Genomic DNA, 16,747 nt, shown 5'->3' with positions numbered 1-16,747 from the left:
TCTCACACCAGTTCGTGACGTTGTGCCAACTCGATAAGTTCCGCCATGGAAGTCGCGCGAAGTTTGTGCATGATTCTTTTTTTATAGGTGCTGACGGTCTTGCCACTGAGAAATATGCTGTTGGCTATTTGCGTACTGGTGCTGCCCTTGGCAAAAAGTTGCAACACCATGAGTTCCCGATCACTGAGCAACATCAGGCGGTTCAGTTCGTCGTTCGAAGTTTCATCCTGCCTTGGCGTTTGCAGGGCATGACTCGGAAAGTAGTTGTAGCCGCACAGCACGGCCTTCATGGCGCTGAGCACTTCGCTCAGGTCTTCCTGCTTGCACACATAGCCGCAGGCCCCGGCCTGCATGCAGCGCCCGGCGAACAGGGCTGGCGACTGCGCCGTCAGCACCAGCACCCGCAGCGACTTGTCCAGGGCGCCGAATCGCAACAGCAGCTCCAGCCCGTCGAGCTTGGGAATGCTGATATCGAGCACGATCAGGTCCGGCATGCTGTCACGGACCATTTGCAGGGCATCGACCCCGTTATCGGTTTCGCCGACGACTTTATAACCTTCATGTTCCAGCAACATGCGGATGGCCAGTCGGATAACGGGATGGTCGTCGATGATGAAAACAGAACTCATGGTCAAACCCGTGGGAATAAATACAGGGCTGGACCTTAGCGCAGGCAGGACAGTGGATATATGCGGGTTAAGGCGGGGTTGGGGACAATAAGGCAGTTCTTACATGAAAGACGGTTTCGGATTACAGCGGTTTTTCAGTTGAAAGTAGGAATGAGTATCCAGCCATGTAAAAGGTAAGGAGATGTTGGCGGTTTAGTGCAGTTTTCGCAGGGCAATAAAGGGAGGAGGGAAGGGAACAGAGCGAGGCTGCCCCCCGTTCATGGGGGGCAGCCGATCACGGAGCGCTTGCCTCAGGGCGCTTTCTGATCGATGCCGGCCTGCAACAGCTGGCTGTCGCTATGGCCGCCGACGCGCAGCGGCCCCAGGTTGAACGCCTGATCCTTCTGGGTGGCCTCGTCCTGCTTGCGGGTCAGCTCATCCTTGGCGCCGAGGGCCAGGTTGACCGGCGACTTCGACAGGTTCAGCCCGACGTCGGCACGGTAATCCGTACCGGCCAATGCCGTGGTGCTGACGGTCGAGCCGCCGAGGTCGACCTTGCCCTCGCTGGCGCCGATCCGCGCGCCGCTCAGGCGGGTCTCGCCCGACACTTGCAGGCTCACGCCCCGGGTCCCGCTGATGCCTGAAGCCTCTGCCACGCTGTCCTTGCTCTGACGGCTGACATTCAGGTTCAGGGTCGGCGTGTAGGAAGTGTTGCCGCTCTTGTCGCCGAACAGCACGCCTTCCGCGGTGTTGGTCAGCTTGCTGCCAGCGCCGGTTTTCTCGCTGACGGCGTAGCTGTCGCTGGTTTTCGGCCAGACCCGTTCCTTGAGGCTGGAGAAGCGATCGCCCAAGGCTTCGGTCTTGTCGGCGAGGTAGCCCTTGGCTTTATCCACGCCGCGACCGAAGGCGCCCTTGGGTTCCGGGTTGACGTCATAGCTGCCGCTGCGGGTGAATTTCTCGCCCAGGCGCTCCTTGGCGATTTCGGCCTTGTTCACCAGGTTGTCCTTGGCCGCCACCAGGCGCTCGGTGCCCTTGTCGACGGCGTTTTCCAGCTTCTCGCGGTGCTTGTCGAAACTGCCTTCGGCCTTGGCCTGCAGCTTGTCCTTGAGCGGGCCGGTCTGCTTGGTCAGCTTGTCGACCACGCCAGGCTGGTTCTTCTCGGCGTCCAGGCGGGCGTCGAGGTTGACCGTGGTGCTGCTGAGCTGGTCCTTGCGGCTCTCCACCTTGAGATCGCCACCGATCCGTCCATCCACCTGATTGGCGTCGATGCGCGCACCCGCCAGATGGGTATCGCCGCTGCTGACGAGCGTCACCTGGTCGGCCTTGATCAGGCTGTTGTGCTGGGTGTTGCTGTGCACCTGCGCGACATCGATCTTGGCCCGGGCGTGGATACCGCGATCGGTTTTCGGCGAGTCGTGTTCGCCGGCGTCGGCGCGGGTGGTCTTGCCGCCGTTGCCGCCGGCGCCCAGGGTCAGGCCCCAGTTGTTGTGGGCCTGGGTGGATTGCGCCGACTCCTGGTAGATCCCGCCGCGGTCAGCGCTGAGGGTGACGTTTTTGCCCTCGACCTGGGTGCCCTGCAAGTGCAGCGCGGTGTTGCTGTCGGAGCCGCTGGCGAGTGTTACCTGGCCATTGCTGTGCAGTTGCCCGCCGGTCTGCTTCTGGTCCTGTTCCGAGACCCGGCCGATGTTGAAGTTGGCGCTCAGGTTGGCGCTCTTGCCGCTGCTCTGCTCGCTGCTGGTCTTGCTGGCGCCGCCGGTCAGGCCGCCACCGAGGTTGCTGCCCTGGCTGCTGTGGGTGTCGACCGCGGCCTGCAGGTCGAGTTTGCCGCCGGCGTTCAGGTTGATGTCGCCGGTCTTGGCGGTTTTGCTGCCGATGGTAGTGCCCTGCAGGATCAGGTCGCCACCGCTGGTCAACTCGACCGGGCCTTTGCCCTGGATGGTCGCGACCCGCGCCTGGCTGTCCTGTTGGTCCAGGCGCTTGTGGTCCAGTTGCACGCCGGCGCCGAGGTTGAGGTTATTGCCGTTGGCGCCCGGGGCGCTGCCGACGGTGAGCGAGGCATCGCCGCGCAGGCTGGAGTCGCTGCTGTTCTGGCGGTCATTGGCCTGGTTCAGCGCCAGTTCGCCGCCGCTGTGCAGCTTGACGCCGGCTTCGCCGCCATCGAACCGGCTGCCTTCGTACTGGCCGTCGCCGCTCAGCGCGATGTCCACGCCCTGTTTGCCGACATAGCTGCCGACCACCGCCTTGCTGCTGTCGCTGCGCTTGTCGCTGCTGCCGCCAGCGCCGCTACCACGTACGTTCAGGTCCTCGCCCGTGGTGGTGTAGACCCGTACGCCAGCCTTGGCGTCCAGCGCCTGCTCGCTGCTGCTGTGGGTATTGCTGGCGGCCTTGGCCACCTGGCTGCCGGCGTCGATCTTCAGCGTGCCTTGGGTGGCCTCGTAGCGGCTGCCCTCATCCTGCAACTGGCCGGCTACCTTGACCTCCACCTGGCCGCCCTGGAACTGGCTGACCACGGCGTTGCTGCCTTGCTCGGTGCGCTGTTTGTTCTGGTGGCCGACTTCCACGTCCAGGCCAACGTTGGGTTGTTCCAGGGCGTCGAGCAGGCCTGGCTGATGGAACTTGCGCTGGGCCACGCCTTCGATGGCTTTTTCCACCGGGCGGGTCAGGCCCTTGTATTCGACGTTGGCGCCGACATCGGCGCTCCAGGTGTTTTCCTTGTGGCTGGTGGACTCAGTGTTGTGCACCGCGCGGTTGTCGACCTGCTCGGCATTCACCAGCAGCTTGCCGCCGGCCTTGACCTGGGCGCCCTCGGTCACCAGGGTGTTGCCGGCCTTGATGGTCAGGTTGCCGCTGGCGGCGATGCCGGTGGTGTTGGCGGTACCGGTGTCATGGGTGTCCTGGGTGCTGCTGTGGGCGAACTCCACACCGTTGCCCGCGCGGTCCAGGCCGCCGGTGTAGTAGAAACCGCCGCCGGTGGTGCGGGTGTCGGTGCTTTCGGTCTTGCTGTCGTGATCGGCCAGCAACTCGACCTGCTGGCCGCTGAGGCTGGCATCGCCGTGGGTGGCCTTCAGGTCGCTGCCCTTGATGCTCAGGTCGCCGCCCGCAGCGACTTGCAGGCTACCGCCGCTGAGGCTTGAACCCTGCTGTTGGGTGTCGCTGGTCTTGACCGTTTTCTGCTGGTCTTCGTAACGCACGCCGGCGCGGTATTGCCGGGTGCCCGGGGCATTTTCCTTGGCATAGGCGTCGAAGCCACGGGTGTGGGTGGTGCTTTCGCTCTGCGAGGTGTTTTGCGCCGAGTCGATCTTGATGTCGCCGCCAGCCTTGGCTTCGAGCTCGCCGGTCGCGGCCACGTGCGCGCCGCTGATGGCGATGTCCTGGGTGCTTTGCAGCTTGAGGTTGCTGTCCGAGCGTAGGTCGCTGGTGACGGTGGTGCTGTCTTTGCGGTTCTGCCGGCTTTCATCCTTGGTGATGCCGAAGAACTTGCTGTCCTTGCTGTAGCTGTTGTCGTGGGAGCGGTCTTGCACGCCGTCGATGGTCAGCGAGCCGTTTTCGCTGATCACGCTGGCCTGCTTGCCGCCACGGGCCTGGCTGCCGCTGATGCGGACCTCGTCGGCCTTGACGATTAGGTTGCCCTTGGCGTTGACCTTGCTGCCCTTGTTCAGGGTCTTGCCCTTGTCGCCGTCGCCGTTCTTGCCGAAGAAGCTGCCGCCGACCAGATCGCCGGAGTAGGACTTGTCGCTGTTGCTCTGGGTGCGGCTGGCACTGGTGATGTCCACCTGGCGCCCGGTCAGCTCGATATTGTTGCTGGCCAGTTCGGCGCCCTGCAGTTGCAGCTGCTTGCGACTGGTCAGTTGTAACTGTTCTTTGGCCTCCAACTGGCTGGTGATACTGCGCTGTTCGCTGCTGGACTTGTCCCAGTCGGCTTTCCACAGGTGTTTGCGGTGGTGGCCCTGGTCGCGTTGTTCGTGGGTTTCGGTGGCGGCGGTCAGGCGCAGGTCGGCGCCGCTGTCGACCGTCAGGTTGTTGCCGGCCTTGATCTGGCTGGCCTTGAGTTCGGTGTTGGCGCGGGCCTTGAGCTCGGCATCGCGGCGGGCGGTCAGCTGGTTGCCGTGCTGACGGCTGTCGCTGTCGGTCAGGGTGCGGTCGTAGGTTTCCCAGGTGATGCCGATGGTGCTGTTGCTCCACTGCTCGCGTTTTTCCTGGAGCTTGCGGCTTTCGATGGCGCTCAGGGTGAGGTTGCGTCCGGCATCGAGCTTGATGTCGCGGGCGCTGACATCGGTGGCGGCGAGGGTCAGGTCCTGGCCGCTGCGCAATTGCACGTCGCCCTGGCTGCTGTGCACGCCGGCACGGACGGCGTCGAGGCTGTCGGGCTTGGCCTGGCCGCTGATCTGCAGGTCGCCGGCAGACGCGATATCCACCCCGTCGTGACCTTTGACCTGCACCGCGCCGACCCGCACGCCGGCGCCTTCGGCGGTGCTGACAATGTTGATGCGCCCGGCCTGCATGGCGCCGAACAGGCTGGCGTCGATGCGCTGCTCTTTGGTGTTACCGGCCGGGTCGGTGCTGAGCACCTTGCCGCTGGCCGGGTCCACGCGGTTGCGTCCGACGGTGAGGTTGAGCTGGTTGCTGGCGGTGATGTCGCCCTGGCTGTCGATGCGCGGGGCGATCAGGTTGATGCTGCCATTGTCGTTCTTCAGGCCTCGGCCCTCGACCGTCAACTGGCCTTTGGCGTCACCGGTGCTCAGGGCTTGCAGCTTGCCGTCGTTGAGCTCGGGGCGACCGACCAGCAGGCTGGCGTTCGGCGTGTTGATGAAGCTGCCGCCGTTGACCGAGATGCCATTGGGGTTGGCCAGCACATAGTCGGCGGCGCGGCCGAAGATCTCCTGGGTACCGTTGAGCGCCGAGGCGTTGCGGCTGATCACCTCGTTGAGAATCACACTGGCGTCCTGGCCGTGGAACTGCGGGTTGGCAGCCAGCTGCCCGGCCAGTTGCGAGGCGCCGGATTGCAGGGAGTTGTTCAGCACCACGCCCTGGCGATCGACGTTGTAGTCGAGGAACTGGTTATGGGAGAGCCCGGCGCCGTTGGGCGCGACGATGTTGACGATCGGCACGCCGTTCTGGTTTTGCAGCTGCGGGATACCGCCCGGGCCCGGGGCCACGGTGATACCGCCGGCCAGCGCCTGCGGCAGATGGGAGACCAGGAGCAGGCTGGCGATGGCCAGGCGCAGTTTGCCCCTGGGGGACAGGTGAAACACAGATGTGTTGTCGGGCATAAGAAGCTCTCTATGTGTGGGCCGAGTGGCGGTGCGCGCTGTTCGTTGCAACGCTGCTGTGGTGTTCAGGCTCGGCTGTTTTTTTCAGGCTGATGCACGGTTCGCGGGACCTCAGATCTGCACACTCAGGCGGGTCAGCCAGGCGGGCGATTCATGGTGAAAACGCTGGGGTGTTTCCAGGCTGTGCTGGTAGTCGACATCGACTTGCACGTTCTTCCAGCTCAGGTTCAGGCCGATGCTGGCGCTGCTCAGGCGCTCGCTGCTGGCGCCTTCTTGCGCCTTGATCCGGCCGTGGTCGAAGGCCAGGCGCGGGGTCAGCTTGACGGGCAGGTCGTTCTGCAACGGCAGGCGCAGGGTGTTGCGCCAGATCCCGCCGATGGCGCCCGAGGCGCTGTTCTCGCGATAGCCGCGCACGGCGGAGTCGTCGGTGCCCAGCAGTTGTTCGATGGCCGGCAGCGGGTCTGGGCTGTACTGCAGCGACAGCTGGCTCTGCCACTGCCAGGGCTGGCTGGCGAAGTGGCCATTGCGCCATTGGCTGAGGCTGGCGCGGTACTTGCGAAACTGCGCCTGCGGCAGGTTTTTCTGCACCTGTTGCGAGTCGCGGTCGGCGCCGAACCAGGTCAGGCCCTGGGCGTAATTGACATCGAGGTTCCACACCGCGCTGTCGAGCCAGAACAGGTTGAGCCCGGCTTCGGCCACGGTCAGGGTCGGGCTCTGGATGCCCAGGCGGACTTTCTCCAGGTAGCTGTCGACATCCTTGTGGGCCAGTTGCAGGTTGGCGCTCAGCTGGTGCCCCTGGTCGCGCCACAGTACGCGATCGGCGCGCAGGCTGAGCAGGTCGGTGCGCCCGCTGTTGTAGAAGGTCACGCTGCTGAGCTTGAACGGCGCCCGGTACTCGGCATGGCTGGCGAACAGGCTGTAGGTCCAGTAGCCGTAGGGGATCGAATAGAAAACGCTGGCGCTGCGGCTGTAGCGCGGACCGTGATTGAGGGTGTCGCTGAAGTTCAGGTTGAGCGCGTCGTTGAGTTGCAGCGGGCTGTCGAGGCTCAGGTTGACGGAGTTGCGGTCGCGTCCGGTACTGGCGCTGCCGAGGTTATCCACACCCAGCCCGAGGGCCCAGCGCGAGGCGCCGCTGCTGCGCGAGCGCAGGATGATCCGCGAGGCGCCGGGCTGGCTGCCGGGGGCGATATCGGCAGTCAGGTCCAGGGAGCGCAGGCGATTGAGCTGGTCCAGGCCCTGTTCCAGGTCGCGCAGGTTCAGCGGTTCGCCGAGCATGCCGGGAAAGGCCCCGGCCAGGGAAACCGGCAGGCTCTGGTCGGCCAGTTCGACGGCCTCGACATAACCTTCGTCGACCACGATATCCAGCGAATGGCCGGCGGCGGGAGCGCTGCTCAGGTAGGGGCGGCTGGCGATGTAACCGGCCTCGACATAGATCCGGGTGATCTGCGCCAGCAGGTGGTTGATCCCATTCACCCCCATGCAGGGCGCGATATAGGGTTCGAGCTGGCGGTTCAATTGGTCTTTCTTGAACAGCGTGACGCCGGCGATCCGTGTGCCGCTCAGGGCCCAGCACTGTTCATCCTGGCCACCCTGGGTGGTTTCGGCGGGAGTGACCGCCGGGGTCCCGAAGCTGCCGCGCTGTAACTGGCGCTGGCGCTGTTCCAGTTGCAGTTGTTGCAGGTCGCGCTGTTGCTGTTGCTGCAGACGCAGGGCTTCCTGACCCGGTTGTGGCATATCGGCGGCGGCCACCGGCAGGGACCCGGCCAGCAGCGAGAGCAGCAACCAGCGACGCAGGCTGGTATGGCAACTTGGGTGACTTGAGGACGTATGGGGCACTCGACATCCTTAACAGTGAAAAACGGACGAGGAAGTGCGGGAACAACTTATCGACACGGATTCATTCCGTGTACTCACTTCCATTTTGACGCTTGAGTCCTGGGCGTGCTCTTTGTTACAGCGAGGGGTGAAATTATTTTCGAACTAACCGTTGGCTTGAAGTTTGAGTGAAGGTACTTAGTTCGCTTGCTATTTGTTTTGCCGGCGATCATTCGGCCTGGGGTCATGAACGGGGAACGATCTATCGAGGCGTGAAATTAACCTTGTTAAGCCATTACGGTTCGAGACTAGCGGAAACGATAAAGTTGATTTGTACGGAATGTGTAATCGACGGGAACCTGCAGGGGCCTTGTGTTGCAAGGGGTTTGGTCCGACGGGTGAGCAGATGTATCGAAAGGTAAAGGTAGGATGTCTGGTTGTTTCGTTAACGGTCTGTTTAATTCAGGTTAGTTGGATTGATTGTTCAGCTACATATATCGGTCACTATCGCTAGTTATAGAGCAAGTGCTCTAGGTGCTGAAGGCTGCCTGGAATAGTGTCGAGACTTGATGGATGTCTAGTGAACGAGGTGGAAGTGAAGGCGCTGTCGAACAGTGCGCAGAAGGCAGCTGATCAAAGTTGAAGTAACGATTGCATCGGGATATTGCCTGATAAGGGACTAGGGGAATCCCTTAGTTGCCGACTCACACAAGACCGCTCGAACGGCCACCTCGATAACGCGAGGCAGCCGTTCAACGACGGGTCATTGCGGGCTGGAACGCCCGGTCATTTCCCGGGCCATTTCGCTGGCGTAGCTGTCGGTCATGCCGGCGATGAAGTCGATCATGCGCAGGAAGGAGGTGTGCAGCGAGCCGTTCGGATCCGGCGCGTTGTTGCCGAGCAGGTCGAGGATCCGCCGGTTCTTGAACGACGGTGTGCGTCCGCCGTGCTGTTCCAGCGCGGCGCCGCAGAACGAGTTGAGGAGGATTTCCAGGGTGGTGTAGGCACCGATCTCGTGCAGGGTCTTGCGCTTGTCCTGGAAGATCTTCTTGCGCGCGATGTCCTTGGCATTGAGCACGCAACGCTTGGCCGGGCCGTGCATGTGTTCCACCAGATCGCCGGGCAGGGTGCCGCTGAGCAGGGCGTCCTGCTGTTCGACGAAGGCCCGGGCGGCGGCGTTGGTCAGGTGCTCGATGGCCTTGCCGCGCAGGATCGCCAGCTTGCGCCGGCGCGAGTCCCGCGGGCCGAGCTGGCGATAGGTTTCCGGCAGGTCGTCGCCCACCAGGCCGAGCAGCAGCGACTCGACTTCGGCATAGTCGAGCAGCTCCATCTCCAGCCCGTCCTCGAGGTCGATCAGGGCATAGCAGATGTCATCGGCGGCCTCCATCAGGTACACCAGCGGATGGCGGGCCCAGCGTTGTTCCTCGAGTTGCGGCAGGCCGAGCTTGTTGGCGATCTGTTCGAGCAACGGCAGTTCGCTCTGGTAGCAGCCGAACTTGTGCTTCTTGTAGCCCAGGGAGTCGGCGTGGCGTGCGGTCCAGGGGTACTTCAGGTAGGTGCCGAGGGTGGCGTAGGTCAGCCGCGTGCCACCGTCGAACTGGTGATATTCCAGCTGGGTCAGCACCCGGAAGCCCTGGGCATTGCCTTCGAAGTTGAGGAAGTCGTTGCGCTCGTTTTCGCTCATGGCGTCCAGCCAGCCGCGCCCGGCGGCCTGCTGGAACCAGTGGCGGATCGCATCTTCGCCGGAGTGGCCGAACGGCGGGTTGCCGATGTCGTGGGCCAGGCAGGCCGATTGCACCACCATCCCCAGGTCGCTCGGTTCGCACCACTCGGGCAGGGCGTCGCGAATGGTTTCGCCGACCCGCATGCCCAGGGAGCGACCGACACAGCTGACTTCCAGGGAGTGGGTCAGGCGCGTATGGATATGGTCGTTGCTGGACACCGGGTGCACCTGGGTCTTGCGGCCCAGGCGGCGGAAGGCACCGGAGAAGATGATGCGGTCGTGGTCCTTGTGGAAGGGGCTGCGGCCCAGTTCTTCAGGGCTGTGCAGCGGTTTTCCGAGGCGTTCGCGGGTAAGCAGGGTATGCCAATCCAAGGCGGGGTCTCTCCGTCGAATGACTGATGGGCTAGCTTCCCGGTTCGCGCCAGCGCCTGCAAGTGGAACTAAAGCCCCGCGGCATCGATATCGATCAACAGCAGGCGCTGGCCATTGTCGAAGAACTGCCCGGCGGTCAGGCAGTACTGGTTGCTGGTGGCGTCGCGGTAGGTGTTGGACAGGGTCAGCCGCCGCTCGTCCCAGCCTTCGGCCAGCAGGTGGTAGAAGTATGGACGCCACGACCAGTTGTGGCCGACGTAGCTGTGGTCGGCCTGCCAGCGCTCGTGGCGCCATTCCAGGTTCGGCGTCAGCTGGGTGCCGTGGCGATCGCATTGATAGAAGCGCAACAACCAGGGAAAGGCATCCACCTGCGGTAACCGTTCGATCGGGGCCCGGGCCTGGGCCCAATCCTGCAGCAGGGTCATCAGCTCCGCGAGTTGCTGGCGCATCTGCATCAGGCGTCCGCGTTCGGCCAGTTTCTGCTGCACATAGCGCTGGCGCGCCCGGGCAAAAGGCGCGACGAAAGCATCGCTGGCGAAGAACGCCTGCTCGGCCCGGGCAAACAGGAAACCCTGGACATACCGCGAGCCGCATTCCAGGGCGAAGTTGAGTTCGGTTTCGCTCTCGACTCCTTCGGCGATGATCCAGCAGCCGGTCTTCTCGGCCATCTGCGCCAGGGCCTTGACCACGTCACTGCTGGGCCCGCCACGGGCCGCGGCCTGGAACAGGCGCATGTCGAGCTTGAGAATGTCCGGTTGCAGGGCCAGCACCCGGTCGAGCTGGGAGTAGCCGGCGCCGAAGTCGTCGATGGCGATCCGCGCGCCGGCTTCGCGGTAGCGCGCCACCACTTCGCTCAGGCGCTGGCTGTTGCCGCTCAACTCGGTGATTTCGAAGACCACGCGCCGCGGATCGACGCCCTGTTGCTGCAATTGCCTGAGGCTCGGCAACGGCTGGCCGGCGCGCAGGCGGCTGATCCAGCGGGGCGAGATATTGAGGCTCAGGAACCAGTCCGCGGGCGCTTCATGCAGGCGGCTCAGGGCGTCGGCGCGAATCAGCCGGTCGAGCCGGCGCAGGGCGGTGGAAGAGGTCCGGGGATCGTTGAACAATGGGCCGACCGACAGCAGTTGGCCGTTCGGTTGGCGCAGGCGGCCCAGGGCTTCGACACCGGCAATGCGGCCGGTGGCGGTGTCGATGAAGGGTTGAAAGCAGGCAAGCGGTTGCCCGTCGATCACGGGGCCTCCTTGGTTGATCTTGTTGATCTTGGGCGGCGCGCCGACGCAACAGGCAGGCAAGGCCCGACCTCTCGTGAGAGAGGCCGGGGGCGCAGCTATTGCGGGAACGGTTGCAAGAATGCAGCCAGATAGCGGCGGCTCAACGCTTGCTCGAAGAACCTTGCATGACCAGCTTGATCAGCGGCAACAGGCCGGCGCTGAGCCGTACCAGTCGGGCGAAGTTTCTGACGCTGCCGCTCTTGGCGCCCTTGCCGGTGAGAAACCCCAACAGGGTCACGGCGGCCACACCCCACAACGGCGCGTGCTTGATGCCGAAGCCCTGTTGCCAGCTTTGGCCAAGGCCACGGACCCGCTGCAAGGGTTGCAGCAATTGATGGGATTCGTGGCGGATTTCCTGGCGATGCATTTCCATGCGCAGGCGGATCAGCGCCTTGCGCATTTCGCGCCGGGAATTGGTTTGCGGAATGTCCGGCAGGCTCATGGCAGCAGGCGCTCCCTGTCATTGGCCAGCTCTTCGAGGGTGGCATGGAAGGGCGAGGATTCATCGAAAATCGCCGCCTTCAGGCGCAGGGCGCAGAACAGCGCGGCCAGCGTATAGAAGACGCACAGCCCGGTGATGGCGGTCAGGCGATAGGTGTCCCAGAACAGGATCAGCACCAGCGTCGACAGGCCTACCAACAGCAGCAGGGCGAACACCAGGGTCAACCCGGCGAACAACAGCAGGCTGACGGTTCTGGCTTTCTGTTCCTGCAACTCGATACCGAACAGTTCGACGTGGCTGTGCAACAAACCCAGGAAAGCAGCGCCCAGGCGCCGCGTTGAGGAGCCTTGGCCCGCGGTGGAGCCGGATTCATCGATAGCCATATCAGCGCCGGGTCGCCAGCAGGCCGATCAGGAAGCCCACGCCCGCCGCGATGCCCACTGCTTGCCAGGGGTTGTTCTGCACATAGTCTTCGGTGGCAGTGACCGCCGCCTCGCCGCGTTCGCGCAGCGATTGCTCGGTCAGTTGCAGGGTCTCGCGGGCGCGCAGCAGGCTGTCGTGAATCTGTGTGCGCAATTCGTCCGCCTGTTCGCCCGCCAGGGTGGCGGTGTGTTCCAGCAGGCGTTCCGTGTCACTGACCAGTGCCTGAAAGTCCGCCATCAGGGTTTCTTGAGCTGTCTTGGTGGTTTTGCTGGCCATGATGATCTCCATAGTGGCGTTCTGAAGGGTTCGAGTATGAGCCTTGCGCGAAGGTTCAGTGCAATTGTCTGGTACAGCTTTTGCTTTGTCCTGGTGCGTAAACACGGGTGGTTGCGCCGAAAGCGCGCAGGATGCGGTGCCTGGCAGCTAAAACCTTACCCTAAAAAATCAACACTTATGGAAACACCCCCGAGCGATACACCTCTCTCGAAAAAGCGTCGCGCCAAAATGGGTCGCAATACGTAGGTCGACAGGACCTTAGGTGCCAAGTTGGTGCAAAAACGCTCGAGCGGCTCGCGGATAATTCCTGCTATCAGGTCTGCCCATTCCATGGAAAATCTGCAAAGCGCTGTGGACACTCTGGTCCATGGTTCCAATACCCTGTTTATCCTCATCGGTGCGGTCATGGTCCTGGCCATGCATGCCGGCTTCGCCTTTCTCGAGGTGGGCACGGTGCGCCAGAAAAACCAGGTCAACGCCTTGTCGAAGATCCTCAGCGACTTCGCGGTCTCGACCCTGGCCTATTTCTTTATAGGCTATTGGATCTCCTACGGCGTCAGCTTCCTGCAACCGGCGGCGGTGATCAGCGCCGATCACGGCTACGGGCTGGTGAAGTTCTTCTTCCTGCTGACGTTCGCCGCGGCCATTCCGGCGATCATTTCCGGCGGCATCGCCGAGCGTGCGCGGTTCGTCCCGCAGCTCTGCGCCACGGCGCTGATCGTGGCCTTCATCTATCCCTTCTTCGAAGGCCTGGTGTGGAACGGCAACTACGGCCTGCAAGCCTGGCTGCAGGAGAGCTTCGGCGCAGGCTTCCATGATTTCGCCGGCTCGGTGGTGGTGCATGCCATGGGCGGCTGGCTGGCGCTGGCCGCGGTGCTGTTGCTCGGGCCGCGCAACGGGCGCTACCGCGACGGCAAGCTGGTGGCGTTCGCGCCGTCGAGCATTCCGTTCCTGGCCTTGGGTTCGTGGATCCTGATTGTCGGCTGGTTCGGCTTCAACGTGATGAGCGCGCAGACCCTGCAGGCGGTCAGCGGGCTGGTGGCGGTGAACTCGCTGATGGCCATGGTCGGCGGCACGGTGGCGGCGTTGATCGTCGGGCGTAACGACCCGGGCTTTTTGCACAACGGCCCGCTGGCCGGGCTGGTGGCGATCTGCGCCGGCTCCGACCTGATGCACCCGGTGGGAGCGTTGATCACCGGGGCGATCGCCGGCGCGCTGTTCGTCTGGTGCTTTATCGCCACCCAGACGCGCTGGAAGATCGACGATGTGCTGGGTGTCTGGCCATTGCATGGTGTGTGCGGTGTGTGGGGCGGTATTGCCTGTGGGGTCTTCGGCCAGAGCGCCCTGGGTGGCCTGGGCGGTGTCAGCCTGATCAGCCAGTTGATCGGTACCGGCCTGGGCGTGCTGGTGGCGCTGGTCGGCGGCTTCCTGGTGTATGGCGCGATCAAGGCGCTCTGCGGCCTGCGCCTGACCCAGGAGCAGGAGTACTACGGCGCCGACCTGTCGCTGCACAAGATCGGCGCGGTCAGCCAGGACTGAAGCCTTGCGGCCCGGGCTGGAGCCTCCAGCCTGGGCTGCTTGCCGCTGATCATTGGCCGCCGAGCAGGCGCGCCTCCGACGCTTCGATGGCCGCCAGCGGGCCGGACATCAACACCGTATCGCCGGCTTGCAGCAAGGTGCCGGCGGTCAGCTCCAGGTCACGGCCATCGCGCTGCACGCCTTGCACATCCACACCCAACTGTTCCAGGGCCAGCTCGCCCAGGGCCAGGTCGCAGGCGTGGGCCGCGCTGCCGAGATTGACCGCATGCATCAGCACCCGTGGCTGGCCGCGGTTGTCCAGCAGGTCGGTCTGCGCGCCATGGTAGAAACCGTGCAGCAGGCTATAGCGGTTGTGGCGGACTTCATCGACCTTGGCCTGTACCTGGTGTTCCGGCAGCCCGAGCATCACCAGCGCATGGGACGCCAGCATCAGGCTCGACTCCAGCAGCTCCGGCACCACTTCGCTGGCGCCGGCGGCTTTCAGTTCGGCCAGTTGGCTGTCGTCCCGGGTGCGTACCAGGATCGGCACGTCGCTGTTGATCCGGCGCGCGCTTTTCAGCACGTTGAGGGCGATGTCGGTCTTGTCCACGGCAATCACCAGCAGCCGCGCGCGTTCGAGGCCGACCGCCGCCAGCAGCTCGGCGCGGCGGGAGTCGCCGTAATGCACGCAGCTTTCGCCGGCCGCGGCTTCCTGGACCCGCACCGGGTCATCGTCCAGGGCAATGAAACGCTGCTGTTCGCGGCGCAGGAAGCGGCCGATCGACTGGCCGACGCGGCCATATCCACAGATCACCACATGGCCCTGCAATGCGGCGTTGAGGGCGCTGATTTCTTCCAGGTGGGCCTCCTGGTTCGGCTTGCGGTGCAGGCGCGCGGCAATGCCCGGGGCGGCGCGCAGCAGCAAGGGGGTCAGCAACATCGAACAGAAGGTCGCGGCCAGCAGCAGGCCGCTCAGCTCGGCCGGCATCAACTGGCTTTGCTGCATCTGCGCCATCAGCGCAAAACAGAACTCGCCGCCCTGGGCCAGGGCTAGGCCACTGCGCCAGGCCGTCTCGCCGTCGCTGCCGCGCAGCTTGAGCAACAGCGCCACCACGGCGCCCTTGATCAGCATCAGGGCCAGGGTCAGGCCGAGGATCAGCAGGGCATGGCTGGCGAACAGTTGCAGGTCGATCAGCATGCCGATGCTGACGAAAAACAGCCCCAGCAGAATGTCGCGGAACGGCCGGATGTCAGCCTCGATCTGGTGTCGGTAGCGGCTTTCCCCCAGCAGCATGCCGGCGAGGAACGCGCCAAGGGCAGGGGACAGGCCGAGCAGGTGGGTCAGCCAGGCGGTCAGCAGGACGATGACCAGGGCCAGCAGCACGAACAGCTCGGCGGAATGGGAGGCGGCCACCTCATGGAACAGCCGTGGCAGCAGCCAGCGGCTGGCCAGCGCCAGGCCGATGAACAGCAGGGCGGTCTTGCCCAGGGTCAGGGGCAGGGCCCAATACCAGGCCTGCTCGGTATTGCCGGCGAATACCGGCACCAGGGTCAGCAACAGCACGGCCACCACGTCCTGGAACAGCAACACGCCGATCGCATTCTGCCCGTGGCTGCTGAAGATTTCCCCTAGGCTGCCCAGCTCCTTGCTGACGATGGCGGTGGAGGACAGCGCCAGGCCCGCGCCGAGCAGCAAGGCCGGGATCAGCGGCCCGCCGGCGAGGATCAGCAGGCCACCGAGGACGGCGCCGCTGCACAGCACTTGCAAGCTGCCCAGGCCGAAGACCACCTGGCGCAGGGCCAGCATCTTCGATACGGAAAACTCCAGCCCCAGGGAAAACAGCAGGAATACCACCCCCAACTCCGCCAGGTCAGGCAGGTTTTCGTTGTCGTTGACCCAGCCGAAGGCGGTCGGCCCCACCAGCAGGCCCACGCACAGGTAGCCCAGCACGGGCGGCAGGTGCAGGCGGCGGAACAGGGCGATCACCACCAGGGATGAAGCGAGGATGATCAACAGATTGGCAAACACAGGCATCTCCGGCGGCGGGTTGGAATACAGAGCGTAGAGGCAAAAAAAGCCGCGAGGGTCGCTCAATCGCAAGTTGGCGACGCTGACCTGCATCAGCTGTTTGGCAGAATGCCCGACGATGACCGCACGCTGCCGTGTTCATCGGTCGACGGCTTTTTATCGCGGGCCTAGAATAAGCGCCTGTCTCTTTTCGGTCTGTATGTCATGCCTCCTGAATGTAAGCTGTTCGGCACCCTGGGTTGCCACCTGTGCGAACTCGCCGAAGCGGAGTTGATGCCGTTGGTGGAGCACGGGTTGTTGGTCGAGCTGGTGGATATCGCGGAAGACGAAACCCTGTTCGAGGCGTATGGCCTGCGTATCCCGGTCCTGCGCCGGGTGGACAACGGCGCCGAGCTGGGCTGGCCGTTCGATGCCGAACAGGTGGTGGCCTTCCTGCGCTGAGCCGGCTGTCGCTGGCACGACCCTTTCCGTTTGTCGCCTTCGCTGCAATCCCTTGGCGGGATCCCGATTATTCGGTTACTGTATATGCGTACAGTTATCGGGATGGTTCGTCATGTCTCTCACAATCCTTGCCCGCGCCGAGCGTTTGCAACACCTGTCGCCCGAACATGCGGAGCACGGCGGGTTTGCTGCCGGGCTCCAGTTCGAAGGCGGTTTTTCGCTGGATCGCACCGTGGGTCTCGGAGCCCCGCAGATCCGCGCGGTGCTGGTGGATGACGACAGTCTGCTGGGCTTCGGTATCTATCCCGGCGACCGGCTGATCGTCGATCGTTCGGCAGCCCCGGCAGTGGATCAATACGTGGTGGCCCATCTCGATGGCGAAGACGCCTATGGCGTGCGCCTGCTGGCTCCCGACCCCAAGGGCGGGCTGCTGCTCAAGGCGGCGCGACCTTCGATTGCACCGATTCCCCTGGACGATCGGGATTCGGCGCAAATCTGGGGCGTGGTGTTGTGGGTGGTCAGTTACGTCGGCCGTGGCTGATATCGATGCGCAGGGCGT

Annotated in this window: 12 protein-coding genes; 3 read left to right on the top strand and 9 right to left on the bottom strand. The window is 63.9% G+C overall.

Going from position 1 to position 16,747, the window contains the following annotated elements; translation table 11 throughout:
• Positions 1-2: 2 nt before the first annotated feature.
• From PVZ78_RS02985 to PVZ78_RS02950, 8 genes are all read right to left on the bottom strand, one after another.
• On the bottom strand, positions 3-629 hold the full coding sequence (locus PVZ78_RS02985) for a response regulator transcription factor (RefSeq protein ID WP_009050106.1): 627 nt from the start codon (positions 627-629) through the stop codon (positions 3-5).
• A 290-nt stretch (positions 630-919) separates the two neighbouring features.
• The gene (locus PVZ78_RS02980; RefSeq protein WP_273828201.1) at positions 920-5,878 is read right to left on the bottom strand and encodes a hemagglutinin repeat-containing protein; all 4,959 of its coding nucleotides are present in this window, start codon (positions 5,876-5,878) and stop codon (positions 920-922) included.
• A 111-nt stretch (positions 5,879-5,989) separates the two neighbouring features.
• A complete protein-coding gene (locus PVZ78_RS02975; protein WP_428480579.1) occupies positions 5,990-7,714 on the bottom strand; it encodes a ShlB/FhaC/HecB family hemolysin secretion/activation protein in 1,725 nt (574 codons plus the stop codon).
• A 742-nt stretch (positions 7,715-8,456) separates the two neighbouring features.
• Positions 8,457-9,788 carry a deoxyguanosinetriphosphate triphosphohydrolase gene (locus PVZ78_RS02970; protein ID WP_009050103.1) on the bottom strand — a complete coding sequence of 444 codons (1,332 nt, stop codon included), beginning with the start codon at positions 9,786-9,788 and terminating at the stop codon, positions 8,457-8,459.
• 68 nt (positions 9,789-9,856) lie between these two features.
• Complete coding sequence (locus PVZ78_RS02965; RefSeq protein ID WP_009050102.1) at positions 9,857-11,020, bottom strand: EAL domain-containing protein; 1,164 nt, start codon at positions 11,018-11,020, stop codon at positions 9,857-9,859.
• Positions 11,021-11,159: 139 nt separating this feature from the next.
• A complete protein-coding gene (locus tag PVZ78_RS02960; RefSeq protein WP_038634107.1) occupies positions 11,160-11,501 on the bottom strand; it encodes a hypothetical protein in 342 nt (113 codons plus the stop codon).
• Positions 11,498-11,884: a phage holin family protein gene (locus PVZ78_RS02955; RefSeq protein ID WP_009050100.1), complete on the bottom strand. Its 387-nt coding sequence runs from the start codon at positions 11,882-11,884 to the stop codon at positions 11,498-11,500. Before PVZ78_RS02955 ends, PVZ78_RS02960 begins: the two co-directional genes overlap by 4 nt.
• A 1-nt stretch (position 11,885) precedes the next feature.
• Positions 11,886-12,200, bottom strand: a complete 315-nt coding sequence (locus tag PVZ78_RS02950; RefSeq protein ID WP_009050099.1) for a DUF883 family protein — start codon at positions 12,198-12,200, stop codon at positions 11,886-11,888.
• Positions 12,201-12,530: 330 nt separating this feature from the next.
• Here PVZ78_RS02950 and PVZ78_RS02945 point away from each other — a divergent pair, with 330 nt between their 5' ends.
• Positions 12,531-13,739 carry an ammonium transporter gene (locus PVZ78_RS02945; RefSeq protein ID WP_009050098.1) on the top strand — a complete coding sequence of 403 codons (1,209 nt, stop codon included), beginning with the start codon at positions 12,531-12,533 and terminating at the stop codon, positions 13,737-13,739.
• A gap of 49 nt (positions 13,740-13,788) precedes the next feature.
• Here PVZ78_RS02945 and PVZ78_RS02940 read toward each other — a convergent pair whose 3' ends face one another.
• Positions 13,789-15,747, bottom strand: coding sequence for a monovalent cation:proton antiporter family protein (locus PVZ78_RS02940; RefSeq protein WP_009050097.1), 1,959 nt, complete (start codon positions 15,745-15,747; stop codon positions 13,789-13,791).
• 204 nt (positions 15,748-15,951) lie between these two features.
• Between PVZ78_RS02940 and PVZ78_RS02935 the strand changes: the two genes are divergently transcribed.
• Both PVZ78_RS02935 and PVZ78_RS02930 read left to right on the top strand, forming a co-directional pair.
• Positions 15,952-16,188, top strand: coding sequence for a glutaredoxin family protein (locus tag PVZ78_RS02935; protein WP_273828200.1), 237 nt, complete (start codon positions 15,952-15,954; stop codon positions 16,186-16,188).
• A 112-nt stretch (positions 16,189-16,300) separates the two neighbouring features.
• Positions 16,301-16,729 (top strand): S24 family peptidase, encoded by a 429-nt coding sequence (locus PVZ78_RS02930; RefSeq protein WP_009050095.1) that lies wholly within the window; start codon positions 16,301-16,303, stop codon positions 16,727-16,729.
• The last annotated feature ends 18 nt before the right edge of the window (positions 16,730-16,747 follow it).

The sequence above is a fragment of the Pseudomonas sp. SBT1-2 genome (genome assembly GCF_028640875.1).
Taxonomy (GTDB): domain Bacteria; phylum Pseudomonadota; class Gammaproteobacteria; order Pseudomonadales; family Pseudomonadaceae; genus Aquipseudomonas; species Aquipseudomonas chlororaphis_I.
Note: the sequence above shows the minus strand (reverse complement) of the source record. Positions and strands in the feature narration are given on the sequence as shown.